20 protein-coding genes and 1 other annotated feature (1 of these 21 cut by a window edge) are annotated in these 25,441 nt (G+C 37.2%); of the genes, 17 read left to right on the forward strand and 3 right to left on the reverse strand.

Annotated elements, in window-relative coordinates; genetic code table 11:
* The 7 genes from ISU02_RS06610 to ISU02_RS06640 are packed head-to-tail and all read left to right on the forward strand — an operon-like array spanning position 1 to position 8,220.
* Complete coding sequence (locus tag ISU02_RS06610) at positions 1-1,374, forward strand: acyclic terpene utilization AtuA family protein (protein WP_194701018.1); 1,374 nt, start codon at positions 1-3, stop codon at positions 1,372-1,374.
* Positions 1,375-1,376: 2 nt separating this feature from the next.
* A complete protein-coding gene (locus ISU02_RS06615; protein WP_194701019.1) occupies positions 1,377-1,688 on the forward strand; it encodes a DUF4387 domain-containing protein in 312 nt (103 codons plus the stop codon).
* A gap of 12 nt (positions 1,689-1,700) precedes the next feature.
* Positions 1,701-2,624, forward strand: a complete 924-nt coding sequence (locus ISU02_RS06620) for an ABC transporter permease (protein WP_194701020.1) — start codon at positions 1,701-1,703, stop codon at positions 2,622-2,624.
* A 1-nt stretch (position 2,625) separates the two neighbouring features.
* Positions 2,626-3,513, forward strand: a complete 888-nt coding sequence (locus ISU02_RS06625; protein WP_228727738.1) for a carbohydrate ABC transporter permease — start codon at positions 2,626-2,628, stop codon at positions 3,511-3,513.
* A gap of 46 nt (positions 3,514-3,559) precedes the next feature.
* The gene (locus ISU02_RS06630) at positions 3,560-5,071 is read left to right on the forward strand and encodes an extracellular solute-binding protein (RefSeq protein WP_194701021.1); all 1,512 of its coding nucleotides are present in this window, start codon (positions 3,560-3,562) and stop codon (positions 5,069-5,071) included.
* 58 nt (positions 5,072-5,129) lie between these two features.
* Positions 5,130-7,226, forward strand: coding sequence for an ADP-ribosylglycohydrolase family protein (locus tag ISU02_RS06635; RefSeq protein ID WP_194701022.1), 2,097 nt, complete (start codon positions 5,130-5,132; stop codon positions 7,224-7,226).
* 10 nt (positions 7,227-7,236) lie between these two features.
* Entirely contained in the window at positions 7,237-8,220 is a 984-nt protein-coding gene (locus ISU02_RS06640; protein ID WP_194701023.1) for an ADP-ribosylglycohydrolase family protein, read from the forward strand.
* Positions 8,221-8,389: 169 nt separating this feature from the next.
* On the opposite strand, the gene ISU02_RS06645 is transcribed toward ISU02_RS06640, so the two are convergent.
* Both ISU02_RS06645 and ISU02_RS06650 read right to left on the reverse strand, forming a co-directional pair.
* Complete coding sequence (locus tag ISU02_RS06645) at positions 8,390-9,118, reverse strand: tRNA lysidine(34) synthetase (protein ID WP_194701024.1); 729 nt, start codon at positions 9,116-9,118, stop codon at positions 8,390-8,392.
* A gap of 172 nt (positions 9,119-9,290) precedes the next feature.
* Entirely contained in the window at positions 9,291-10,802 is a 1,512-nt protein-coding gene (locus ISU02_RS06650; RefSeq protein WP_194701025.1) for a hypothetical protein, read from the reverse strand.
* A 208-nt stretch (positions 10,803-11,010) separates the two neighbouring features.
* On the opposite strand from ISU02_RS06650, the gene ISU02_RS06655 reads away from it, so the two are divergent.
* From ISU02_RS06655 to ISU02_RS06700, 10 genes are all read left to right on the forward strand, one after another.
* Positions 11,011-12,243, forward strand: coding sequence for a metallophosphoesterase family protein (locus ISU02_RS06655; protein WP_194701026.1), 1,233 nt, complete (start codon positions 11,011-11,013; stop codon positions 12,241-12,243).
* Positions 12,240-14,837, forward strand: a complete 2,598-nt coding sequence (locus ISU02_RS06660) for an ATP-binding protein (RefSeq protein WP_194701027.1) — start codon at positions 12,240-12,242, stop codon at positions 14,835-14,837. The genes ISU02_RS06655 and ISU02_RS06660 overlap by 4 nt, the downstream gene beginning before the upstream one ends.
* A 10-nt stretch (positions 14,838-14,847) precedes the next feature.
* Positions 14,848-15,171: a hypothetical protein gene (locus ISU02_RS06665; RefSeq protein ID WP_194701028.1), complete on the forward strand. Its 324-nt coding sequence runs from the start codon at positions 14,848-14,850 to the stop codon at positions 15,169-15,171.
* Between the two features lie 463 nt (positions 15,172-15,634).
* On the forward strand, positions 15,635-16,408 hold the full coding sequence (locus ISU02_RS06670) for an ABC transporter ATP-binding protein (protein WP_194701029.1): 774 nt from the start codon (positions 15,635-15,637) through the stop codon (positions 16,406-16,408).
* 47 nt (positions 16,409-16,455) lie between these two features.
* Positions 16,456-18,489 (forward strand): COG1361 S-layer family protein, encoded by a 2,034-nt coding sequence (locus tag ISU02_RS06675; protein ID WP_194701030.1) that lies wholly within the window; start codon positions 16,456-16,458, stop codon positions 18,487-18,489.
* Positions 18,482-19,834, forward strand: coding sequence for an ABC transporter permease (locus ISU02_RS06680; RefSeq protein WP_194701031.1), 1,353 nt, complete (start codon positions 18,482-18,484; stop codon positions 19,832-19,834). Before ISU02_RS06675 ends, ISU02_RS06680 begins: the two co-directional genes overlap by 8 nt.
* Before the next feature lie 296 nt (positions 19,835-20,130).
* Entirely contained in the window at positions 20,131-20,913 is a 783-nt protein-coding gene (locus tag ISU02_RS06685; RefSeq protein WP_207736210.1) for an aminotransferase class IV, read from the forward strand.
* On the forward strand, positions 20,910-22,151 hold the full coding sequence (gene pepT / locus ISU02_RS06690; protein ID WP_194701033.1) for a peptidase T: 1,242 nt from the start codon (positions 20,910-20,912) through the stop codon (positions 22,149-22,151). The genes ISU02_RS06685 and pepT overlap by 4 nt, the downstream gene beginning before the upstream one ends.
* Positions 22,152-22,895, forward strand: coding sequence for a tRNA threonylcarbamoyladenosine dehydratase (locus tag ISU02_RS06695; RefSeq protein WP_194701034.1), 744 nt, complete (start codon positions 22,152-22,154; stop codon positions 22,893-22,895).
* Between the two features lie 138 nt (positions 22,896-23,033).
* Entirely contained in the window at positions 23,034-24,383 is a 1,350-nt protein-coding gene (locus ISU02_RS06700; protein ID WP_194701035.1) for a peptidoglycan-binding domain-containing protein, read from the forward strand.
* Positions 24,384-24,487: 104 nt separating this feature from the next.
* Here ISU02_RS06700 and ISU02_RS06705 read toward each other — a convergent pair whose 3' ends face one another.
* Complete coding sequence (locus tag ISU02_RS06705) at positions 24,488-25,084, reverse strand: LiaI-LiaF-like domain-containing protein (RefSeq protein WP_194701036.1); 597 nt, start codon at positions 25,082-25,084, stop codon at positions 24,488-24,490.
* A gap of 230 nt (positions 25,085-25,314) precedes the next feature.
* Positions 25,315-25,441: a binding site (T-box leader), on the forward strand (it continues 89 nt past the right edge of the window).

Here is a 25,441-nt window from a genome sequence, read left to right on the forward strand (position 1 = left end):
ATGAAGGATCATGTTAAAATTTTATCCCCCTGTGGCATTCTCGGATATGGGTTTCCTAAGGCGTCCTTTTGGAAGGGGATAGAGGATGAACCGGATGCCATTGTTGTGGATGCAGGCTCAACAGATGCAGGGCCTCATAAATTAGGCGCAAATACGGCTATTGTCAGTAGACAGGCCTGTAAAAAAGACCTTGAATTTATGCTTGTTGCAGGCCATGAGCATAAGATACCAGTAATTATAGGTTCTGCAGGTGGCAGTGGTGGCAAAGTGCACGTCAATTGGACATTAGATATTATCAATGAAATTTTAGAGGAAAAGGCATTGATGCCTTCTAAAATTGCTGTTGTCTGGGCAGATATTCCCAAAACATTGATTAAGGAAAAAATGCAATTAGGACAAGTGACACCACTGGGTAAAACGGTTCCTGAATTAAATGAATCCGTTCTGGATGAGACCAATGATGTGGTTGCACAAATGGGCATCGAACCCATACTGGAAGCATTGTCACAAAATGCAGATATCATCGTTTGTGGCAGAGCATATGATCCTTCGCCATTTGCGGCGGTGGGGGTATATTACGGCTTTGACGAAGCTTTATCCTATCATCTTGGGAAGGTGCTTGAATGTGGTGCTCTAAGCAGTGAACCGGGAACCACTAAAGATTGTATGATGGGTATTATATACAAAGATCACTTTGAAGTTTATCCCACAAATCCCATAAGGAAATGTACTTCTGTCAGTGTGGCAGCACATACCTTTTATGAAAAGGATCATCCCTTTCTACTTCATGGACCAGGTATTATGATGGATCTAGAATCCTGCGAATTCGTTGAGTCCGAAGCAGGTCACGTCAAAGTATATGGTTCCAAGTTGACGCATACATCACCCTATAGAGTAAAACTTGAAGGCGCAAGAAAAGTGGCCTATAGAACGATTGTGGTGGCAGGTGTAAGAGATCCCATTCTCATAGATCGAATTGATGAAGTCGAAAAATCCGTTTATGAAAGTGTATTAGAGCAATACAGCGATATGGATAAGGCAAATTATCAAATTAATTTCTATAATTATGGGAAAAATGGTGTTATGGGAGCTCTTGAACCTCATAATAAGGCCGGCCATGAATTGGGTATTCTCTTTGAAGTTGTGGCCAAAACACAAGAATTAGCTTCAATGATCTGCAGTTCTGTTAGGTCCACTTTTATGCATTTTGGCTATGAGGGCCGAAAATCCACAGCAGGCAATTTAGCGTTTCCATTTGCACCAAGTGATATTGAATTTGGCGCTGTCTACGAGTTTTCAGTTTATCATCTTATGGATGTAGAAGATAGCACAACGTTATTTCCTATAGAATACATCAACAAGGAGAGTGCTTAAATATGACAAAATTAGTGGACCTTGCGAAGGTTTTACGCAGTAAGAATAGTGGTCCTTTTGAAATTACACTGGATATTTTATTTGAAGATCAAAATGTCTACAAGCGTGTTGAGAGCAGTGGGGCCATTTCCAAAAAATCCATTGCGACACTTTACCAGCTGCAAGAAGAAGAAATTACAAATATCATTTTTTTTAAGAAAGCACTTGGTATAAAAATCACTTATAGCAGAAAAATTTCTTCTGGTACAATTGGAGACCGTGATGTGTATGGCGCTCAACAACATGCGCCACTCATGGATATATTAATTCCATAAGAGGAGTTGAAAATGAAATCATTGACACAAAAAATAATAACCCCCCAGATGAAAAAACAACTTAAAAAAGACTGGATGCTCTATTTGATTCTAGCGCCTACTTTAGCCTATTTTATAATTTTTAGATTATGGCCAATAATTGGAATGCGTTTGGCATTCTATAATTATAAAGCGCGGAGTCCATGGACGTTTGCAGGATTAAAATATTTCTCGATGATTGTGAAGTCACCTGCATTTTTAGATATCGTAAAGAATACTCTAATCATAAGTTTTATGAAGTTCATCATCCTATTTCCCTTCTTCGTCTTATTTGCTATTTTACTGAATGAACTGAGGGTTTCTGGTTTTAGAAAGTACGTCCAAGTGGTTTCTTATATGCCCCATTTTTTATCTTGGGTTGTTATTGCTGGCATTTGGATTGCTGCACTTTCTGTTACCAATGGATCAGTAAATCAAATATTGAATATATTCAACTTGCCCTCCATTGATTTTATGACAGATAAGAGTAAAATCAGGTGGATCTTGATGCTGTCTGAAGCTTGGCGGAGTATCGGTTGGGATTCTATCTTCTACTATACGGCCATTATAGGCATTTCGCCAAGTCTTTTTGAAGCGGCTGAGATCGATGGGGCCAATCGCTTAAATATCATCAGGCATATTATTCTGCCGGCTTTAATTACACCGATAGTGACTATGTTTATCTTGAATTTGGGATTTTTCTTAAATGCAGGGTTTGATCAAGTTTTAAACTTTTCAAATGATGCCGTCCTTAGTGTTGTGGATATTCTAGATACTTACATTTACAGGGTGGGGATTCAGAATGCTCAATATTCTCTATCTACTGCTGTGAGTTTAATAAAAGGTGTCGTGGGCGTCTTTCTGGTGCTGGGGACGCATTTAATATCCAAAAAAGTGACTGGGAAAGGAGTGTGGTAATTTGAAGCGATTTAAAAAATTATCTCCGAGTCAAATTTTTTTAATGGTCGTTTTAGGAGCGATCACTCTTACGATGATTATCCCCCTTTTAAATATTTTAGCACGTTCTTTATCGGGACCAGAAGCGTCTGCAACGATGGGAGGCCTTGAGATATTTCCAAAGGATTTTGATTTGATCAACTATAAAATAGTGCTCAATCATCCCAAATTAATGAAGGCGTTTTGGAATTCCATTTTTGTGACTGTGGTGGGCACATTTATCAATATCATGCTGACGACTTCAGCTGCCTATGTGTTGACACGCCCCAAATTGGTCTTTAAGAAGGTCATTATGGTTTTTTTAATATTCATGATGCTGTTTGAACCTGGATTAGTACCGGAATATCTTGTTGTAACTAAACTAGGACTTATGGGCAGTAAGTGGTCTGTGATTTTGGTCTCGGCAGTGAATGTGTATTACTTAGTCATTATGATGCGCTATTTTGAAGAAATTCCTGAATCTATTTTCGAAGCAGCCACATTGGATGGCGCTGGACATTTAAGAATGATGTTTTCTATTGTCTTTCCACTTTCAAAAGCGGGAATGGCAACAATAACGATGTTCTATGCTGTTTTGAGATGGAATGAGTACTTTAAGGCAAGTATCTATCTTATAAAAGCAAATGATACCTTATTCCAGGTAGTTCTGAGACAATTTGTCGTACTGGGGGATACCACTTCTATTGTAGGACAACAAAATCTCTTTAACTATAATGATCTTGCAAGAATTGATTACACTGCATTAAAAGGTGCTACGATTATAGTAGCTATTATTCCCATTTTATTGCTCTATCCTATTGTTTTAAAATACTATGCAAAAGATGCAATGGGTGGTGGCGTTAAGGAATAAAGTTTCTGCATTAAAGAAGATGAACTTGATTTAAGGAGGATTTAAGATGAAAAAGTTATTTAGTATGATTTTAATTTTGATTTTGATCTCATCAATGCTCATAGGCTGTGGATCAACAGATGAAAAGGCACCTGAACAAACACCAGCAGCAACGAATGAGACGGCACCAACTGATGCCAATAAAGAGACAGCAGGTATTGGTACAGCTGATGCACCTGTTCATGTGACATTTCTATGTAAAGATGTCGTCCCTTCAGAGGAAAATGTTCAGAGCTTAGTGGCTGAAATTGAAAAGGGCATGGCACTTGAGGGCAACTATATTGAGTTGGAAGTGCTTGAAGCACCTGCGGGAAAATACGCTGATGTTGTGCCAATCGCTTTTAGAACAGGTCAAATCACGCCAGATATCATTTATTTTCAAGGCGGCGATTTACCAATCGCACAGGAAGATATGCTGGTGGATTTAACATCATATATTGAGAATTCCAAAAATATTAAGGGCATTATGGAAATGCATCAAATAGAGAAGGTTAAGAATTATCCATATCTTCTTTGGCTGGCACCAGCAAGAGTTCAGATACCTGTAATGCGAACAGATTGGTTTAATCAACTTGACAGTGGCAAAGTGCTTTTAGAAAACCCAACGTCAGATAATTACTACGCACTCTTTAAGGAAATTAAGGACAAGGGGCTTGCAGAATATCCTGTGACAACGGATGGCGGTATTGCTAAACTTGACAGTGTTTTCAATCATGCATTTGGTGTAACGAGCACGATTATGAATGTTGAAGGCAAGTTTGTGTATTCTAAGGCAACTGAATTTGAAAAAAATAAACTTGCATTTTATGCCAAATTATATAAAGAAGGCCTGTTGGATCAAGAATATGTGACAAAACAATGGGATACAATGGAACAAGCATTTTATGAAGGTAAAGCTGGGTTTGTATCGGGAACTGCTGGGGATGTTGTAAACGTCTATAACAATAAAATGATTCAAACCAATGGCGATTCTGCAGAACTTATCGTACTGCCACCAGCTAAAGGCATTTCTCAAGCATATCAATCCATTGATGTCACTAAAGAATCACGAGGATTTGCCATTAATGCCGATTCCACCGTTAAAGATGCAGCATGGGCAGTTCTGGACTTCATGGCAGGTAAAGAAGGTCGAAAATTAGATAAATTAGGCCTTAAAGATATTCACTACAAAGAGTCTAATGGCAAATATGTTTTAACAGATAAATTCCCTGAATGGTGGGCAAAATTCTGGCCGACATTGAACGGATTAGACCTATCTGTTGTAGAAGGTGAGGTTTTAACCAAACCAGCAGTGGACTCTCTTGAGGCGGCAGGTCAATATTACTATGGCGATATCAATGTCGTGTTGCCAAATGACTTATTGCCCCTTAAAGATGGTATGGACAAGTTGTATACGGAGTACTCTACGGACATCATTCGCGGCGTAAAAAGCATTGACAGTTTTGACGAATTCGTTAAAAAATGGAATGATGCTGGTGGCGATGAAATCAGTGTCTATTTACAAGAGCAATTACAGTAAACTCGGTGCCTCCCTTTGACGATTCAGAGGGAGGTACTTCATAACGAAGAGGTGAATTATGATTCCAGAAAATTATCTTGAAAAAACCTATGCGGGATTTCTAGGTATGAATATTGGTATAAGATTGGGTGCCCCTGTGGAACCCACTGCATGGACCAGTGAAAGAATTGAACGCTTTTATGGGGACATTAAAGACTATGTCAAGCCCTTTAAGAATTTTGCAGCCGATGATGATGTGAATGGGCCCGTTTACTTCTTAAGGGCACTTACAGATCGTGAAAACAAGAACTCATTGACGCCTCAAGATGTTGCAAATGCATGGCTTAATTATACGCGCGAGGGCGTTGGTATGTTTTGGTGGGGAGGATATGGCGTCAGTACGGAACATACGGCTTATCTCAACTTAAAAAGAGGTGTTTCAGCACCGCTTTCGGGTTCGGCAAGCACAAATGGTCTTGTAATGTCCGAACAGATCGGCGGGCAAATCTTTATTGACACTTGGGGGCTTATCTTTCCAGATCAAATTGAGAAAGCAGCTGAATTTGCAAGTATTGCCGCCAGTGTTTCTCACGATTTTAATGGAAAATATGGTGCCGCTTTTATTGCAGCGTGTATTTCTAAGGCTTATGTGACTTCTGATGTATTGGAAATTGTAAGTGCTGGTCTTTCACAAATTCCAAAAAGTTCGACTTATGCTGAAGTGGTTAGAGCCGTGATGCAATTTCACGAGGCGCATCCGGAGGATTTTAGATTGTGCTTAAAATTTTTACAAGATCACTGGGGCTATGACAAATACACTGGTGTCTGTCACATTATTCCGAATGCAGGTGTTTGTGTACTCTCCATGCTCTATGGTAAGACTTTTAACAGAACGGTTGAGATTGCAACCATGTGTGGCTGGGATACAGACTGTAACGCAGGTAATGTTGGCACGATTATGGGTGTTGCAGGTGGACTTGAACAAGTGGGTATGCATTATAGAAAACCCATCAATGACTCAGTGGTGCTGTCGGGTATTTCAGGCTATTTAAATATCTTGGATATACCCACTTATGTGAAGGAGATTGCAATTATTGGATATGAACAATCTGGTGTGGCGGCACCAAAATCGCTTTTAGAAAGTTATAGGGCGGGAGAAATCTACTTTGATTTTGAGCTCAGTGGTGCCACACACAATTTTAGAGTTTCCAATCCAACGTTTTGCAGTATAAGACATAGTGATCGAATAGCCTATAAGGGCACTGGCTCATTGGAAATATTATTCGATAGGATGTCTAGAGGTCAAAGCTCAAAAATTTACTACAAGCCTTTCTACAGGCGGTTCGACTTTGATGATGAAAGATATATGCCTGTATTCTCTCCAACAGCATATCCAGGTCAAATCGTTTCAATGATGGTGAGTTTAAAACAGTTCAGCGGTGAGAGTATTATCATCAATCCGTATGTTAGAAACACTGATACGAAGGCAGATGTCTTGCTAGGCGGCATAGTTCTAAAAGATGAACTCTGGCATGAAATCCAATTTGTGATCCCTGATTTAGGTGGGAGCATGATTGATGAGATTGGCCTCTTATTCGAGGCAAATTCACCTGCAAAGAATAAAGATTTTGGTTGCCTTTATATCGATGAGTTTTCTATTTCTGGTAAAGCGCATTATACGATAGATATCTCTAAACAGTCGGCAGAATTGGCATCCATTACGCCTTTTTCTCATAATCATGGTGCGTGGCAAATAGAGGCAGGTCTTATGGAGGCCATGTGTTTGGAGCATGCAGAGGCGATGACAGGCAACTATTATTCTAAAGATATTTGTGTTAAAGGGAGTATAAAACCGCATACTGGTCAGATGCATTTCATTTCATTGAGAGTTCAAGGGGCTTTAAAAGGTTATTATGCAGGACTCTATAAGGAAGGCATTGCCATTTTAAGACACAATCATGAATTAGAAGTGCTTGCTTACATGGATTATGCATGGGAATTTGAAGAGCAGTATCCTATAGAATTTAGTGCAATAGGAGATCAATTGATTTTTAAAATAGATGGTAGGGAAGCACTCAGTTGTGTGGATCATGTATTAAAATATGGTATGGTCGGTTATGCGCTTTATGAGTGTGGAAGATGTGGATTTGGCAATTTAGAAGTAGAGACATTTTAAGGAGAAGAATATGATTTCAATATCTGAAATAAAGCAAAATAAAACATTGGCAAGAAGTAAAGCAACTGGTTGCATTTGTGGTCTTGCAATTGGTGATTCGTTTGGAGATGCCTCTAGAATGCAGAGTAATCGTGAAAATTATGGCATTACAACGGATTTTAACAGTGGTGCAACGTGGAGTACAGATGACACGGAGTTTGCTTTGCTGACAGCTAAAATATTGATTGGATGCAAAGGCAATTTAACTACAGAAGATGTGGTTAAAGCTTGGTTTGAAGATGTGGTTGTTCAGGATGAATTCAAAAGAGGTGGTGCAAGTGAAGTCTCAGCCGCTAATAATCTCAGAAGAGGCATAAGGCCACCTGAATCAGGAAAATACAGCACATTTCATATGAGTGATGGTTCTGCAATGAGAATTGCACCTGTGGGTGTTATCTGTGCTGGAGATCCTCAAAAAGCAGCTGAAATGGCTGAAATTGATGCTTCAATTAGTCATTACGCAGATGGTATTTGGGGCGCACAAGCTGTTGCAGCAGCGGTTTCAGTGGCAATGGTTGATGGGACTATAGATGAGATTATTGCAGCTGCAATGTCCGTTATTCCAAAAGATTCATGGCTTTTTGCAGCTATGAATACTGCTTTTGAAATTGTGGAACAGGCAGAAGGTTCTATTATTGATGCCTGGATGCCACTTCACGATGCGCTCAGAGCTAGTACCTGGGCAACTACGGCTGAAGCAATTCCAGCTGCATTTGCATGTCTCAAGATGGCGCATAAAGATTTTAAAACAGGCGTTATTTTGGCAGGAAATTTTGCAAGAGATGCAGATACTATTGGTGCAGTGGTAGGTGCTATATTGGGCGCTAAGTATGGTTTAGAAGCAATTCCAACGCATTGGGTTGAAAAAACAAGATTCCCTTCTGGAACTTGTCTTACTTTTACCAAGGGTATTGATCTTATTCAGATAGGAGAAGCGTTGGCGGAACTGATATAAATAAAAACTTATACGGAGAATAGAATCATTACAGTGATGTGTGGTGATCTTTTCAAAATAACGACCTCCCAAAATAAGGCTATGTCGAAAATTAAAAAAGTTTTCAGCATAGCCTTATTGCAATGTTAAGAAAGATTATGATGTCATAAATTCACTAAAGCACTGTTCTTTATTTGGAAAGTGCCTTCGTCACAAACAAATTGCATTGATTTTCGTTTCGCATGGCTGTTAAAAGATTTTTGCGGCTGTTTGGGACTTCCTTGTAGAGTGCTTTTAGCATATCGGCAACTTCTTCGCGTTTTGTATGTTTATCCATGGGACACGGACTCTTCAATACAGGGATGTTCTCTGAGTGAATTGTACCGACAATTTGTGCCTCGGAAGCATCTAAAAAAGGTCTGATCACGTGGATATTTGTACGCGAAAGATAGGATTTATATTCCAAAGTATTCATTTTCCCAGAATAGAGCATATTCAGAAACAGTGTGGACAGTGCATCATCAGCGTGATGTCCCAATGCCAATACATTGAGATTTCTTTCGATCATCGCTTGAGCAAGTGCACCACGCCTCATATTTGCACATAGTGCACATGGATTTTTTTCATACCGAATTTCAAAGACGACTTTTGCGATATCTGTTTTAATAATTGTGTAGGGAACATCCAGTTCAAGACAAAATGCCTTTGCTGCCTCTAAATCAAAATTATTGAAGCCCATGTCTACGGTGAGTGCTTCCAAATGAAATTTAAAGGGACTAAAACTTTGATATCGCTTTAAAAGACGTAATAATGCCATGCTGTCTTTTCCACCCGATAAGCCCACCGCGACGCGGTCTCCTTCGGCGATTAACCCGTATGTCTCTATTGTCTTTCTCATAGCACCTGATAAACTTTTCATTTTCAATTAACCTCATTTTTAATTTCTATCTATCTCTCTTCGACTTCATTGATTATAGTCTATAAAATCTTTTTTTTCAACAGTTTAAGGGAAGGGCAGGAGACATAAATAAAAAAACTGAAGGAAGAGGGCGGACGAGAAAACGCCACTTCTATCAGTTCTACTTTACAGATTAATTGCCTTTGCTATTTGAAGGTGCTTTAGAATCGGATGTATACACATAGTCTTGTTTATATTCTTTGCTCCAATTGCCTTCTTTATCCATGACGCGAAGGACAACTTTGTATTTACCCTCAGTATCAAAGATGGGGTAAAAATTTTCCGCTTCGTAAGTTTCTATAAGCTTATCATCATAATAAACGGTCCATTCACAGAGATCTAAATTTTTAAGGTTTGAGCTCGTATTCACAAATGCCACGCGATTATCTGCCAAGGTATTGATTTCGTAACTGGCCCTTAATTCAGTATCCTTGTGGAAAAGGAACTTGTTGGCCAAGAAGATAATCAACACTAGAGTGAGGAGTACTGCAACGGACAATAAAATCTTCTTCCAATGGTTTGGTTCCGGTTCATCTTCAGTAAAGAGGTCTTCCAATAGTGTATCGCTTTCAGTAACCAGTTGCTCATCATCCCATTCAGGAAACTTTGCAGTCTGCTTAGTATTTTCCACAGGCATTGCATTTTTATGAGCACGTCTGACCTCGGCAAAAGTAGCATCCATATCGTCAATAGATGGCAATGTACGTGTATTCATCGTAAGTGTAACTTCTTCTGTGAAAAGCAATTTTGAAAGTTCACTTCTGAGCAGTTCGCTTTCTGCAAATGGGTCCTCTCTAGAAGCTAAGGCATCAAATGGTGTGGATTCATCTTCTCCGTCGTTCGCTTCCTCTGATTGGACCTTTTCAATAGGATCTGTTGAAGCGATATCGATGTCAATTAAAGATTCAGGTGAATTTGAATCTGAATCAAGAGGTTGCGTATGTGTAATTGCTTCAGAAGTCTTTGAGAGAGAACTCCCTTGGTTATTTTGCTCGAGAACGAGATGATACTCATAAGCAATTTTAGTAAGTATTTCAGGCTTCTCATAAATGAAGATATCTTTGTAATCTTGCAATAGATCAGAGATCGTATAGTAATGATGATTTCCAATCAAAAGGTTGTCAATGAATTGCTGATGAAAATCTGTTTCAGGCTGAACAAGGCGTTCCAGTAATCGAGCACTCCTAAAAATGACATCCTTAAAACTATGATGTGTAATTGTTGTATAGTCAATCAGTTCTTTAAAACATATGACGCCATTATGAATTAAGATTTGGTCGTCTTCCAGCAGTTGATATTTAATTGCATTTGAAAAGGTATCGTATTTATTGAGTGCTTTGAGTAAACTCAACCCTAAATAAATGCGTTGATCATATGAGCCATCAGGATCAACAAGATAAGTTTCAAGAGGTATGCCTAAGGGGTGTCTCAACACAATATGGAGTTCATTTTGTTCTTCAAAGACATCAAGGACATTATATAGATGATCTGCAATCAATAAGCGCGTGGTTGTTAAAATACTTGCAGGATTCTTAATTGATATAAGATTTATTTCAGCAGGCTCATCATCTAGATAGCCTGTGGAAAATCGCTGGAATGAATCTTCGTGAATTAATTTTTCTACTCTAAAATTCGATAGATTCATAGGTTTGCCTCCAATATAGTAAACTCAAGTTTATTATATAATATAATGAGGCAATACAACAATACAATTTCAATAAAATTAGAATAAATACTCAAGATGTAGTGGAAAAATGATAAAAAAGCACTAAATCTTCCTGATATATTGAAATCTTATGGCGTGGTCGTGGGAATTGAATTATAATCGTAGTATAGAAAGCGAGTGATACAAAATGATTCGATTACTTCATATTTCAGATATACATTTAAATACAGGATTTGCCAGCAAAGAAAATGTCGTCAGAGAACAACTCAAAGAAGGCCTTGTTAAATCTTTTGAGAGGGCAATTGAATATACCATTTCTGAAGATTTAGATGGTGTTATACTATCGGGAGATTTTTTGGACAATGATAAAATGCCCTTCAAACTCGAGCAAATTATTTTGATGTTGTTTGAAAAATTATTTCACGCTAAAAAGTATTTGTTCTACACGACTGGAAATCATGATCCGATGAACACGGCTCCATTTTTAAAAAAATTTGAGGAAGAACCTTTTTTTTATTATTTTGACAGTGATGAACCCAAGCATTTTCAAGTGGAAATGTCTTCTGGAGATATTCTTGAAATTGTAGGTTGTGGTCATAAATCTAAAAATGAGAAGCGCAATTTAATTAAACAATTTCCAAGAAAAAATAATGATCATCTATGGCTTGGTGTAGGACATGCCAGTGTACCCTCGGCTTTTTCAGTGGGGGCAAAAGAACAGTATATGGCAACTTCACTTGAAGATATAGAGGCTTTAAAATATGACTACTTTGCATTGGGCCATATTCACATACAACAATTATTATCAGAACGCATTGCTTATTCGGGCAATATTCAGGGGCTTAATTACAAAGAAATTGGTGATAAAGGTGGTCTTCTCATTGAACTTAAGAAGGATTACATTGAAATAACGCCAAAAACATTTAACGAAGTTCAATGGGAGGCGTTTGATTTTGAACTCTCAGAGGGCATAGAGTCCCTACATGATCTTGAAACAGCACTTTTGGCATTTGTTTCAGAAGAGATTTCAGATATAGATCGAAGTTCAAATCGGTTAATTTTAAGGATTAACCTTGAAGGACGAACGCCTTTAGCACATGTTTTGAAAGAAAGTGAAAATTTAGAGTATCTCAGCTCTTTAATCAAGAGAAAAATAGGTCTTTTAAATGTGGATATAAAGTTGCTTTCAGTGAGTGTCATAGTGGATAAACAAGCTCTATTAGAAGAGAAGACGGTTTTGTCGGAAGCTCTCAGTCTTGCATCGCATTTAAATGAAAATGAGCCTTTGTTAGAAAGGCTTTTAGAACTCCCTATTTTTGATGCTAAAATGACATATAGAGAAAAATGTTCTGAAATTCAAAGTATTCTAGAATCTGCTGAAGATGACCTCATTGATTATTTTATAAGAGGCAAAATATGATTATAAAAAAAATACACTACAAGTCTTATGGAAAACTTAAAAATCAAGACATTTGCTTTGACAAGGGTCTGAATTTGATCTATGGCGAGAATGAAGCTGGAAAATCCACTATTTTTAATAGCGTATTGAATTTGCTCTATGGGATTTCACCGCAGTCTAGAGAACGTCACCCCTATGTGAATTGGGATACGAATGATTTGGATTTTTCTGCTTGGTTTGATGCAGAGGGCGATTCGTATTGGATCAATAGACGCCTTATGAGTTCACCGAAGGCTGTACTCACCAATCTGTCAAAGAATTTTACAGAAAATAGCAGGAATGATGCGTTAAAAGTGACTTCTGGCATCAGTGAATCTCTATATGCATCTGTTTTTCATTTTACCTCGGATCATCTTTCGAATTTAGAAGATGAAACATGGGAGAGCATTCAAGAAAATTTAATTTTTAATTATGGTATGGATTATCTTAGAAAAACAAGCGATATTGTGTCCGAGCTTGAGCATGAAATTAACAGCATTTGGCGCAAAGATAAGAGAGGGAATCCTCTCATTAACCAAAAGCAAGCTGAAATTAGAGAGATTATGAAAAAGCGCATTGAACTAGATGCGCGTTATGATGAAATTTCAAAATTGAATGTTCAAGTTGAAGAACTTACAGGCAAAATGAATCGCGCCATGCTTCAAAAAAGAGAGATCGAGCGTGAGTATAAAGAGATTCAAGCGCTCATTCCAATTAAAGAAAAAATAGAAAAAATTCTCTTTTTAAAAACACAATTGGTCAATTTTGAATGGCATGAAGTTATTGCAGATAATGCTTATGATCTTTGTATGATGTTAAAAAAAGACGTTATAGAATTTGACGGTGAAATTCTAGCGCTGGAAAATGAAAAAAGCCAGTTGGAAAAATCCATAATTGCGTTTACAGATGAATCTCAAACGATACTGAAGAATGCTGACAGCGTTCAATATGCAAAAGGTCAATTGGCGAAACTTGAACAATTAGAGGGTCAACTTCAAATTTTCACCACGGAACTCAGTAAAAAAAGCGATCTCATTCAATATCAGTTTCAAATGATGTTTGATTTGCCGTATCAGGTTGAATCTGAAGAACAGTTGGCAAAGTTAAATCCATTGGAGATAAAAACAGAGTTGTACAAATATCTTGAAATTTCAAGACGACCAGTCCCTCAATTCAATGGGAAGAAAAGAGCTATAGACTACCTTTTAATTGTTATTGGCATTGGGATGATGACAATTGCTCTTATTTTCTCATCTCTAATGCCACTTGGATTTTTGGGAACTGCTCTCTTGGGATTTGCTTTAAGCCGCTACATTTCTAATCGAAACATAAGTGGTACAGCGCATGAATCTGAACCCATTAAGTCTGCCTTAATAGCGTTATTTGATCCTATGCCTTTGCCAGAATACGTTTGGCAAGATGCTTCGCTTTCTTTTATTTCAAAGTTGGAACAGCTTCTGGCTCTATTGTTTGAACGCACGCAAACTGAGGTGCACATTAAAATGATAAAAAGCGAAGTGTCGACAATTGAAGCAGAATTAAGAGAAGTTTTATCGTTTGTCGCTTTAGATCAGGGCAATAATATTAAGCTCTTTGTGCACATGATCAGCCTAAAGCTTGAAAAAGTAATGGAAAAAGCAAAGGCGCAAGAGCTCATAGAATATGAAATTAACGAACTCAACAAGCAAATAAAATCTCTTACAACAAAGAGAGCGGCTAAAAACGATCGCTTATCAGAACTTGAGATGAATTTTTTGAACTTGGGCCAGGGCAATTTAGAACAAGGATTTAAAAACTATCATGACAATAACGAGCTTATAAAACGTATTAAAGTTTTTGAAGAGGAATTGACATTTTCTGATAAATTGGTAAAAGCATACGAGGCATATGAGTCAAAGCCATTGATAAACACAATGTATTTAGAGGAAATAAGTAAGACGGTTTCTGAGCTTACACATGAAATTCAGGAAATTTCAATTGAAAAGAATAATCTAGAAAAGGATATCTCTATTCTCAAAGAAAGTTTTCAGATGGATGAGCTCGAGAGTCAGTTGCTATTTTTACAAGAAGAAGTTGAAAGTCTTATGGCGAAACGCAATAGATTAATGGTCATGTGTGAAGTCGTGAAATTTGCAGATGAAAAGTTTAGGAGAGAAAATCAACCTGACATCCTACAAAGAGTTAGTGACTATATGAGACGCATTACAAATGGCAAATATCAAGAGGTTTTGATCAGCGAGCAAGGTGGAAAATTTGAACTTCAATTTTTAATGGGTTCAGAAATTTATTCGATTTCAAGAGCCTTTAGTAAAGGGACAATTCATCAGCTTTTTCTAGCTTTCAGATTGGCTGTTATTGACAGTCTGAATGGAGGGGATGATAAATTGCCGCTTGTGTTGGATGAAGTCTTCATAAATTGGGATCATCAGAGACTGGATACTACCCAGAATATTATTGAAGAAATCTCTAAAGAACGTCAAGTAATTTTATTGACATGTCACGCGCATCAATTGAAATATTTCGAAAAAGCGCATATTATAAAGTTAGAAGAAACATCTTTAAAAAATGTGAATTGAGGACAAATTTATGAATAAAGCTTTAATGGAACAACTTGAGCTTGAGAAGAGAAAGAGAGAAATTTTAAAAGAAGCTCAAAACAATAAAAAAAATGTATCCGCCAAGGAACCGTTTAGTGAAAAATCATCTTCAGTTAGAAAAGATGTGTCTTCGGTTTATGAGGAAGCTTTAAACCGGGAGGATTCACAGAAATTTGCTTGGGAATATGAACTCGAGCGCTATAGAAGAGATAAAAGGAGAGATAGATTCTACTTATTCGGAATGATTTGTGGTATTTTAGCTTTAATTCTAACGCTTTATTTCAATGCGTCAGAGTGGATGCAGTGGTTTTAAAAAGAGGGTTATGATAGAACAATTTCAATGTAGAAGCGTGGCTGTTAAATGATAATATAGGAAAAATTTATATTGAGTCATCAAATCTGAGTTCATAAAAGGGATGCTTTCTAAAATCAATTTGAATTGTTTGGGAAACATCCCTTTAAAATATGTAATGAAGAGGAACTTAATTCGATCATCTTGCGTCTCAATGGTGATGGCAATGTATTCACATATGAAATTTAAATCAACCTGATTAAACGTTATAATAATGATTTATAATTTTTTCTAATGAAATTTTAAGAAAAATAGATTCAAAACAGCTGTAAAAGTTCACACAAAGGACATAACAAAAAGATATGCTAGCAAGGGTATGGAAAAATGTTTAAGGGGATAAATCCTATCAAAATTTAGAATGCTCTGTTAAAGTGTTTTTAAATTATAATAATTGTGTGGATATAAAAGAGAAAGGAGGGTGTTCGTGGGAGAACTGATTATTGAAGTTAAAGATCTTAGAAAGGTCTATAAAATTGGATCTGAGAAAGTGGTGGCACTCAATAAGATAAATTTATCTATTTATAAAGGCGAAATTTGTTGTATTTTAGGGACGTCAGGTTCTGGAAAATCAACACTTTTGAATATGATGGCAGGACTGGAGAAACCCACTAAAGGTTCTATTGAGATTAAAAGTGTCGGCATAGAAAAAATGACTGAGAAGCAATTGGCTCGTTTTAGACAAAAGCACATTGGATTCATATTTCAGTCCTATAATCTTTTGGGTGCATTGACTGCCCTTGAAAACGTTGCAATGCCCCTTATCTTTAGAGGTTTTTCAAAAATAAATAGAGAGAAATTAGCACGAAAATACTTAAACATGGTAGGTCTCAAAGACCGTTATAAGCATAGACCAACACAGATGAGTGGCGGACAGCAACAGCGTGTTGGGATTGCTAGAGCTTTTGTAGGGACGCCTGAAATTATATTTGCAGATGAGCCCACAGGGAACTTAGATACGAAGACATCTATTGAAGTCATGCACATCATGTGGAAAATGGCAAGGGAAAAGCAGCAGACTATTGTTATTGTAACGCATGATCCGGAAGTTGCCCTGTATGCAGATAAAGTCATCCACATTAGAGATGGTGATATTCAGAAAATTGACAATCGGGAAAATGACGATGTATATGAAAAATATATCTTGCCTTATGAAGTTCAATATGATGAACATTTGGAAGATGCAAAAGTAAGCACCTGATTTAAAAAAAGGAATGAAATTATAAAGAAAGAGGAAGGATACAATTTATGAAAAAAAGTGTATTATTAATGATAATGATTTTAATAGTTAATATGATGTTGCCGGTGAGTATGGCTCTTGATATGAACCAGCCTTATATTGTATTAGAAGGTACAGAAGAGATTCAAGTTATGAGGGCAGGTGAGGAGGGAACCTTTAAACTTACACTAAAAAATGAGACTTATAATACTGCATTATATATGGATGTTGAGCTTTCAGGGGAGCATCCATTTAGAACAGATTTAAATAATTTAACCCAGTATGTACCTTCGGTTGAGGTAAAAAAATCTGTGAAGTTGGAATTTGATGTGGAAGTGAGTCCGACTGCTCAGTCCAAATTGTATGAGTTTGATTTGGTTTTAAATTATGTAAATGCCTTTGGGACGGTTTACAAGCAAACAAGAAAAGTATACGTTAAAATTGAAAATAATACTGTAGGTCCAATACTTGGTGCGTATACAACGGTTGGCCCCGAATATGTTTTTAAACCAGGAAATTCTGATGCAATAGGGATCAAGCTAGTGAACTCAGGCACTATGGTTGCTAAAGATATCATTTTAAAAATTTCTGGATTTGGTGTGAACAATTTAATGTTAGACAAAGATGTTGATACGAAAAAGGTTGTGATGATTGGCAAGGAATCTTCAGAATTTGTTTATTTCAATGTTGTTTGTGCCCCTAAAGCAAAGACGGGTATTTATCCTTACAAGGTGGAAGCGAAATACATTGATGAATTCGGCGGTACTTATGAAAAGGAATTTGAAATATATATGAGTGTGGAGGGGAATGATACTTCAGGTGCGGAACTGGCCATAAAAAATATAAAGGTACCAGAAGTCATTGTTCCAAACGAACCCTTTGAAGTTTCTTGTGAGCTTGTAAATGAGGGCGATATACTTCTAGAAAAAGCTGAGGCAAGCATTGAATATCCATCGGAGTTTACTTCCAAATCCACTTCAAAAAAAGTTGTCAAAAACTTAAAACCAGGTGCAACAAGTATTGTGACCTTTAATTTAATGGCAAAAAGCGATACCAAATCGGATAGTTACAGTGGCTATATCAGTGTAAAATACATTGCCGATGGTGATACGGAAGACAATGCGCAAACCATTCAAGATTATGTGGGACTCATTGTGGATGGTTCCTCTGGAACCAGCAAGCCGAAATTGATCATCGAAAATTATGAGTATGGCGGGGAGCATGTTTTAGCAGGTGAACCCTATAATTTAAAACTCTTCATTAAAAATACAAGCACAGCAAGTGATACAAAAAATATAAAGGTTACTCTATCCAGTGAAGAAAATGTGTTTACACCAGTGGATTCATCAAGTTCATTTTTTATTCCCAAAATTGCAGCTGGGGAAATTTATGAGCACAATATTCAATTAAAAACAAAAATTGATGCTTCCGTAAAAATATATCCGCTGACCATTAAAATGGTATATGAAGATGGCAAGGGAAATGCTTACGATGCACAGGAAAAACCTTTTGAAGAATCTGAAGCATTAAGTGTTGCCGTGGCGCAACCTGTTCGTCTTGAAACCGCGGAACTCATTGTGCCTTTTGAAAATTATGTAGGTCAACCCTTTTATATAGAACAAGAATTTTACAACATGGGGAAAGCAACCATGTATAACACAATGGTTAAACTTGAAGGTCCAGAAAGTAGCAGTAGCAGTTATTTTGTAGGCAATTTTGAAGCGGGAAGAAGCGAATATTACAGCGCAGAAGCTTTTGCGAATGAAGAGGGAACGTTTGAAGGCAAGCTCGTATATACCTTTGAAGATGCACTCGGAAATGTTTCAACGCACGAAGAACCTTTTAATTATACAGTTGTTGCGGCACCGGCATTTGATGAATTTGGCAATATGGATTTCAATATGAATGAAGAATTTCCTATGGAGGAGCCCCAATCAGGTTTGCCTGTGACCAAAATTGTCATCGGTGTTGTTGCGCTTGTAGTTGTTGTAGGTGTCTTTATTATTAGGAAGAGAAGAAAAAAAAGAAAATTAAAGATGGAGTTGGAGGCACTCGATGAGTAATATAGACTTAGCAATTATGGGCATAAAAAACCTGCTAAGGCGAAAAGCGAGAACTGTTCTGACGGTTTTAGGCGTTATCATTGGAACCGCAGCGATTGTGGTTATGGTGTCATTAGGTCTTGGTATGACAAAGGCCTTTGAGCAACAACTTGAAGAATACGGCAGTTTGACCATGATTACAGTCCAAGCGAACAGAGACTATGGAAGCATGATGGTGTCCTCCTCTGATTCTTCATCAAGCCTTTCAAGTGAAAAGGATAAAGTTGTATTAGATGATGCCATGATAGAATCTGTAGAATCCATGGATCATGTAAAATTTGCTATTGGATTCAAGCGATTTGATTCTAAGTTTTTTGCAGGTAGATATGAGAGCTGGTCCAATGTCAAAGCAGTGGATTTCAATAAGCTGGCGCTTATGGATATTGAACTCAGCGAAGGTGTTTTGCCGACTTTAGAAGGACACAATGAAGTCCTATTTGGATTTCAAGCATCGAAGGAATTTTATGATCCTAAATCAAGAAATTACAATGGACAATCTCCTGAGATTGATATTTTTAATACGAAGATTGAAATGATTCCAACATCAAACTACAGTGACAAGAGACCAAGAGGTTATATTGTTACGCCAACAGGCATCACTTCTGAAAAGAATTGGGATTATGCATGGGACATTTTTATGGACTATGACACTTTTGAGAAAATAAAAAAAGAATTTGATCGCAAGAATAAAAATAATAATAACGATACCAATAAAGGCAATAGCAGACGAAAGAGCCAACAAAAAGAGAATAAGTACGATGAGATGAAAGTCAATGTAGATAAAATTGACAATGTTCAAGAAGTTCAAGAAAAGGTTAAAGCCCTGGGATTTGAAGCATACAGTCTTACGGACGCGCTTGAACAGCAAAAGAAATCATCGGGTCTCATGCAAGCCGTATTAGGTGGAATCGGTGCAGTGTCCCTTTTTATAGCAGCCATTGGTATTACCAATACTATGGTGATGTCCATTTATGAGCGAACAAAAGAAATTGGAGTCATGAAAGTTATTGGCGCTGAGCTCAGGGATATCAAACGATTATTTTTATTTGAAGCGGCTATGATTGGATTTATTGGGGGGGTATTTGGTGTACTCGTAAGTTTTGGGGCCTCCTTCTTAATCAACACGGTGCTCTCAGGTATGAATGGAGACTCCGGTTATTATGGGCCTCAGATGTTGTCTGATATCCCCGTGTGGTTGGCAATATCGGCATTGGGATTTTCCACTATAATCGGACTCCTCGCAGGATATTATCCTGCAGTAAGGGCCACTAGACTCAGTGCACTTGAAGCGATTAGAACAGATTAAAATTATTTTGTTAGGGAGATGTTTAGACAATGATCTGAGCATCTCTTTTTTGTAGAATCGTTGCAAATTTAATGGATAAGGGTTTATTATTTTAAAGGGAAGGCTTATAATTTAATAAAAAGTAAAAGTCATTGGGATATGCTTAAGGCTTTTTTACTCCTATGAGATGAGAACGAACTGCAGAACCACATGAAAAATATTTATCAGGAAGGGAGCTGTGAGGGGCATTTGGTCAATCACAATACGGGAATATGAATAATCAATGTCATATAATGATTATAAAGAATGGCGAGTTGATGGGTTTAAATGAAGAGATAAAGTACATTCAATCTCCTGTTTATGAAGTCATTCGAATTATAGACGGAACACCTTTATTTTTTCAAGAGCATATGGCGCGATTTCGAAAGTCATTAGAACTTGTCCACTATCAGTGCGACTATGACGACAGAGAGATCTTTTATCAAATTGGAACCTTAGTTAAAGTAACTGGTTTGAAAAATAATAATATTAGGATTGAATATGGTCTTACGGATTTAGGCATGGTCATGATCTGTTTTATGGTAAAATCTGAATACTTGGACAAGTGCTTTTATGAGCAAGGTGTCAAAGTTAAAACCGCTTGTATCGTCAGAAAAAATCCCCATGCCAAAGTTGTTAACAAGTCCTATCTGGATCAGATTAAAGCATTAAAAGAGGCTTCAGGGGTTTATGAAATCATCCTTAAAGATGAAGTGGGAAAAATTGCTGAGGGCAGCAAATCCAATTTATTTTTTTTAAGGGATCATACGATTTACTCTGCTATGGAAGCTGATATTTTAATGGGCATTACAAGACTTGAACTCATGGATTTGTTTAAAAAATTAGGTTTGAAGTATGTTGAACTCGATATTTACGAAGAAACTCTGGCGACATATGAGGGCTGTTTTATTTCGGGAACCTCAATAGGTGTCTTGCCAATTGAATTCGTGAACGAAATGAAATATAATTCTGCATCGAATCATGTTATCATGAAATTAATACAGGCTTATGATGATGTTGTAAAAGCAAATTTAATGCAAATAAGGAGGTTGTACTTATGACAAAAGTACATGAACGTTTTTTAAAATATGTGTCGGTTGATACAAAATCTGATCCTGACTCGAAAAGTTGCCCATCTACTGATAAACAAAAGAAACTTGGTGCATTTCTTGTCTCTGAAATGAAGGCAATGGGTATTTCAGATGTTGAAATGGATGAGAATGGCTATGTCTATGGCCAAATTCCTTCGAATTCTCCTAATGATAAGGCGCCGAGTTTAGCACTTATAGCACATATGGATACATCGCCAGATTTATCTGGTACCAATGTTAAGCCCCAAATTATTGAAGCATACGATGGTGGAACAATTGTGCTCAATGAAACGTTAGACATCAAAATGTCACCTGATGAATTTGATCATCTGGCACACTATAAAGGACAAGATTTAATTGTTACGGATGGTACAACACTTCTTGGGGCGGATGATAAAGCGGGGATTGCTGAAATTTTGACCTTATGCGAGTTTTTGCTTGAACATGATGGAGTACTTCATGGTCCTCTTAAAATTGCATTTACGCCCGATGAGGAGGTGGGTAGAGGTGCTGACCTGCTCAATCTCGAAAAGTTAAAGGCTGATTTTGGCTACACTGTAGACGGTGGCGAACTTGGAGAGCTCGAATTTGAAAATTTTAATGCGGCATCAGCAAAAGTGATTATTCATGGAACCAATATACATCCTGGATCAGCAAAAGGCAAAATGGTAAATTCCATTTTGATCGCTATGGAATTTAATCAAATGCTACCAGCATTTGATGTGCCCTCATTTACAGAAAACTATGAGGGGTTTAATCATTTAAATGACTTTCATGGTTCGGTTGAAGAAACGCAAATGCTTTATATTATAAGAGATCATGACTTCAAAAAATTTGATGAGAAAAAAACACTTTTTATGAACGTGACGCATTTTCTGAATCAAAAATATGGTGGGGATATTGTTGAAACACAAATAGTGGATTCATATTTTAATATGAGAGAGAAAATCATACCCCATTTTCATCTGATTGAGACGGTTAAAAAGGCAATGGAAAATTGTGAAGTTACGCCTCTTATCGTTCCCATTAGAGGTGGCACAGATGGTGCACGACTTTCTTATATGGGGCTGCCATGTCCAAATATTTGTACAGGTGGACATAATTTTCATGGTAGATATGAATACATCTCCATACAATCCATGGAAAAAACAGTGGATATCTTAACCGAGATTGTGAAACTCTATGAACAATATTCGTTGGAGGTTTAGATGAAGCATCGCTTTCAACGGTTTGAATTTTTAATTGGCGAAAATAAACTTAGAATATTGGAACAAAAGCATGTGGTTGTGTTCGGTGTCGGTGGAGTAGGTTCATTTGCAGTGGAAGCACTCGCTCGATCTGGCATTGGCAAGCTCACTATTGTAGATTATGACACAGTTGATATGACCAACATTAACAGACAAATACATGCAAATGATCATACAATTGGGCAGATCAAGGTTGAGGCAATGGCAGACCGCCTAATGCTCATCAATCCAAAACTAAAACTGGATGCAGTAAACCGAATGATCACACCCGATAATGCAGATGACTTTTTTGATTCTAGACAGGTGGATTACATCATAGATGCCATTGATATGGTTACCTCAAAAATTGAGCTTGTACTCCAAGCACAGAAGAGAGCAATCCCCATTATTGCTTCAATGGGGACGGGAAATAAACTCGATCCTACTCGATTGAAAGTAACGGATTTGTATAAGACGGAAGTTTGTCCTCTTGCCAGGGTGATGAGAAGAGAACTTAAAGCAAGGGGGATTAAAAAATTAAAGGTGGTATTTTCAGATGAAACACCAATTATTCCAGATTACTCAGGGACCGATGAAATAAAATCTAGTGGACGTAAACTACCTCCTGGCAGCTGTTCTTTTGTACCTTCAAGCGCAGGGCTTATTTTGGCTTCAGTTGTGATTAATGACTTCTTAAATGAGGTTGAATTAGTTGACATAATGTGATAAAATTTAGACAATAGTGATTAAAAACTACAAGCAAAGAGAAAAGACATCCATAGAGCTTGTTTGTATATACGAGGTAAGATAAGCTGTGCATGGCGTTTAAGGTTTATTATTGTAGAAATTCTGCGGAGGAAATTTATGGCGAAAAAAATATGGATTCAAGTGATGTTGGTGATATGCTTCTCTACACTTCTGTCTGTGAGTTTTATGGAGAGTGTTATTCCAGTGAGTCAGAGCACTTATAAAAAAGGTGATGATTCTGAGGATGTTAAGCTCATTCAGATTGCACTCGCACTGGATGGTTCTTATGATGGAAGTGAATTTACGACGACATTTGGACCCAAGACAGAAAAGGCCGTTATTGCATTTCAAAAAAAATATGATCTGGATGCAGATGGCATTGTAGGACAGTCTACAATTGATAAGATGGCTTCTAAAAATTTATTTCCACTCTTATCTCAGCCGGTATACAAATTTGAAGATGAAAATAGTGAAATCAAGTTTATACAGTATGCACTTATTCAAGAAGGCTTGTTAGAGATAGAGCATCCAACCACTTATTTTGCAACTTTGACAGAGCGTGCTGTTAGAGATTTTCAAAAAAAATATGATCTGACGGTAGATGGTATCGTTGGTGAAGCGACAATTAAAAAATTTGCGGCTCTGGGATATGTGAAAAACAGTATTCAACAAGAAGTGACAAGTGAGAATAACAGTGATAGCGAAGCTGCTATCGAAGATGCAGTGGTTTTAGATGCTATTGATCCTCAATCGTTGAGTTATTTAGGCAATGTCCAAGTGACTTCTTTTAAAAAGGGCGATAACAACAGTGATGTGGCGCTTATTCAGAACGCACTTCAGATGATGGGGTATCTTGAAACAAGTGATTTTACGACGTTTTATGGCGATCAGACCGTTGAAGCAGTTAAAAAGCTACAAACGGCAAATGGTTTGGAAGCGGATGGCGTCATTGGCAGTTCAACTTTCGCAATTTTTAGACGTTATGGTATATTGACGAGTGATGTAGCTGTGGTATCAAGAGGAAATCAGAGATATGGTGAGTACTTAGATTGGTTTAAAGACGTTTTGCCAATGGCAAAATCAAAATATGGTGAAGACTATCGAGGCAAAATTAAAATTGTCATTGAGGATTATCAAACAGGTGTTAAGATCAATGCACTCTTTTCATATGGTCATAATCATATGGATATAGAACCTCTGACGAAAGAAGATACTGAGAAAATAAAGAAATTGTGGAATTACAAGTATGAGTGGACGATGAGACCGGTTCTTGTATACTACTTAGATCATGTGGTGGCTGGGTCACTTGCAGGAATGCCACATGCGGCGTCAACTTTAGATAGAATTGGTGATAATGGCATGGCTGGCGTATGTGACCTGCATTTTAAAAACAGCAGAACGCATGCCACTAACAAGATTGACGAAAGACATCAAAAGCAAGTTCGAATTGCAGCGGGTGTAAAATAAAAAGAGCCTTAAAAGGTCTATCTCAAAATGATTTAACTTTAATCATTTGACATAGACCTTTTTTATGTGTTGTCTTATTGTTTTTTTAGTGGTTTAAAACGACTTTACTTTTTTAATCGATCTGAATGACATGTATTTTTTGAATACTTTGAACTGGTAGCATCATCACTGTATTGTTTATCGCAATGCTCATCAAATGTTTCATCATAAGCTTCATCGAAATCATCATCCTCGCGATCTTTAGTGATAAGATAGAGTCCAAAGAGGACAAGACCAATGTAAAGCGCCATATCAAATGGAATATTCAAGATTGTATCAATTAGAAAAATACTAGAGGTGATTACAAGAATAATGCCCATTTTAAAATTGTACTTGCGACTGTGACCGTAGTAATACATTTGTAAAAATCCAAGTCCCGGTCCCATAATATATAGTGGCCAAATTCGACTGGAATAGTTCCAAGAAGCAAAATTACTAATCATAAAGATGAGTGAATAAGTAATTAAAGTAGCACCTGTTAGAAGGTTTTTAGAGCCACCTCTGCCATTGAAATACTTCCGTTCTGCTTGAATGCCCATGTATAAAATAATAAGAGGCCAAAGCTCCCAAATGCTAAAGTGGATAAAGTGATAATGATCAAAGATGAGTAAAGCGCCTAAAATGATAAAGATAAGTCCCAAAAACCCGTTGCGTGTTTTCATGCTGAAATCCCTCCTAAGAAAATATAAGCTTTAAATAAACTATATCATAAATCAATTATGGATTCATAATAACTTTATGTCTCTATTATGTGCCCAAAAAGTTAAGAATGCGTTAGAACGCTATTAAAAGCGAATTAGCGTTTAAGAACAATAGAGCGCCTCGTAACAGTTGACAGTGGATTTAGTTTTCATTATAATAAGAGTTATCTATATAAGAAATATTTATAGTGTTAATATCTGAGAAAAAGAGGAGTAAACATCGTGCACTTACTAGAGAAGAGAATCCACTGGCTGTAAGGTTCTTTAAAGGGCAAATGTTGAAGGTAGCTTTTGAGATGATTTTCTGAAAAAAGAGTA

It is taken from the genome of Fusibacter ferrireducens (assembly GCF_015352425.1).
Classification (GTDB): domain Bacteria; phylum Bacillota; class Clostridia; order Peptostreptococcales; family Acidaminobacteraceae; genus Fusibacter_A; species Fusibacter_A ferrireducens.

What these genes read in the sequence shown, in the direction of transcription:
- ISU02_RS06610 (WP_194701018.1), top strand. Translation starts at nt 1, where the DNA reads ATGAAGGATCATGTTAAAATTTTATCCCCCTGTGGCATTCTCGGATAT.
- ISU02_RS06615 (WP_194701019.1), top strand. Translation starts at nt 1,377, where the DNA reads ATGACAAAATTAGTGGACCTTGCGAAGGTTTTACGCAGTAAGAATAGT.
- ISU02_RS06620 (WP_194701020.1), top strand. Translation starts at nt 1,701, where the DNA reads ATGAAATCATTGACACAAAAAATAATAACCCCCCAGATGAAAAAACAA.
- ISU02_RS06630 (WP_194701021.1), top strand. Translation starts at nt 3,560, where the DNA reads ATGAAAAAGTTATTTAGTATGATTTTAATTTTGATTTTGATCTCATCA.
- ISU02_RS06635 (WP_194701022.1), top strand. Translation starts at nt 5,130, where the DNA reads ATGATTCCAGAAAATTATCTTGAAAAAACCTATGCGGGATTTCTAGGT.
- ISU02_RS06640 (WP_194701023.1), top strand. Translation starts at nt 7,237, where the DNA reads ATGATTTCAATATCTGAAATAAAGCAAAATAAAACATTGGCAAGAAGT.
- ISU02_RS06645 (WP_194701024.1), bottom strand. Translation starts at nt 9,118, where the DNA reads ATGAAAAGTTTATCAGGTGCTATGAGAAAGACAATAGAGACATACGGG.
- ISU02_RS06650 (WP_194701025.1), bottom strand. Translation starts at nt 10,802, where the DNA reads ATGAATCTATCGAATTTTAGAGTAGAAAAATTAATTCACGAAGATTCA.
- ISU02_RS06655 (WP_194701026.1), top strand. Translation starts at nt 11,011, where the DNA reads ATGATTCGATTACTTCATATTTCAGATATACATTTAAATACAGGATTT.
- ISU02_RS06660 (WP_194701027.1), top strand. Translation starts at nt 12,240, where the DNA reads ATGATTATAAAAAAAATACACTACAAGTCTTATGGAAAACTTAAAAAT.
- ISU02_RS06665 (WP_194701028.1), top strand. Translation starts at nt 14,848, where the DNA reads ATGAATAAAGCTTTAATGGAACAACTTGAGCTTGAGAAGAGAAAGAGA.
- ISU02_RS06675 (WP_194701030.1), top strand. Translation starts at nt 16,456, where the DNA reads ATGAAAAAAAGTGTATTATTAATGATAATGATTTTAATAGTTAATATG.
- ISU02_RS06680 (WP_194701031.1), top strand. Translation starts at nt 18,482, where the DNA reads ATGAGTAATATAGACTTAGCAATTATGGGCATAAAAAACCTGCTAAGG.
- ISU02_RS06685 (WP_207736210.1), top strand. Translation starts at nt 20,131, where the DNA reads ATGGGTTTAAATGAAGAGATAAAGTACATTCAATCTCCTGTTTATGAA.
- pepT (WP_194701033.1), top strand. Translation starts at nt 20,910, where the DNA reads ATGACAAAAGTACATGAACGTTTTTTAAAATATGTGTCGGTTGATACA.
- ISU02_RS06695 (WP_194701034.1), top strand. Translation starts at nt 22,152, where the DNA reads ATGAAGCATCGCTTTCAACGGTTTGAATTTTTAATTGGCGAAAATAAA.
- ISU02_RS06700 (WP_194701035.1), top strand. Translation starts at nt 23,034, where the DNA reads ATGGCGAAAAAAATATGGATTCAAGTGATGTTGGTGATATGCTTCTCT.
- ISU02_RS06705 (WP_194701036.1), bottom strand. Translation starts at nt 25,084, where the DNA reads ATGAAAACACGCAACGGGTTTTTGGGACTTATCTTTATCATTTTAGGC.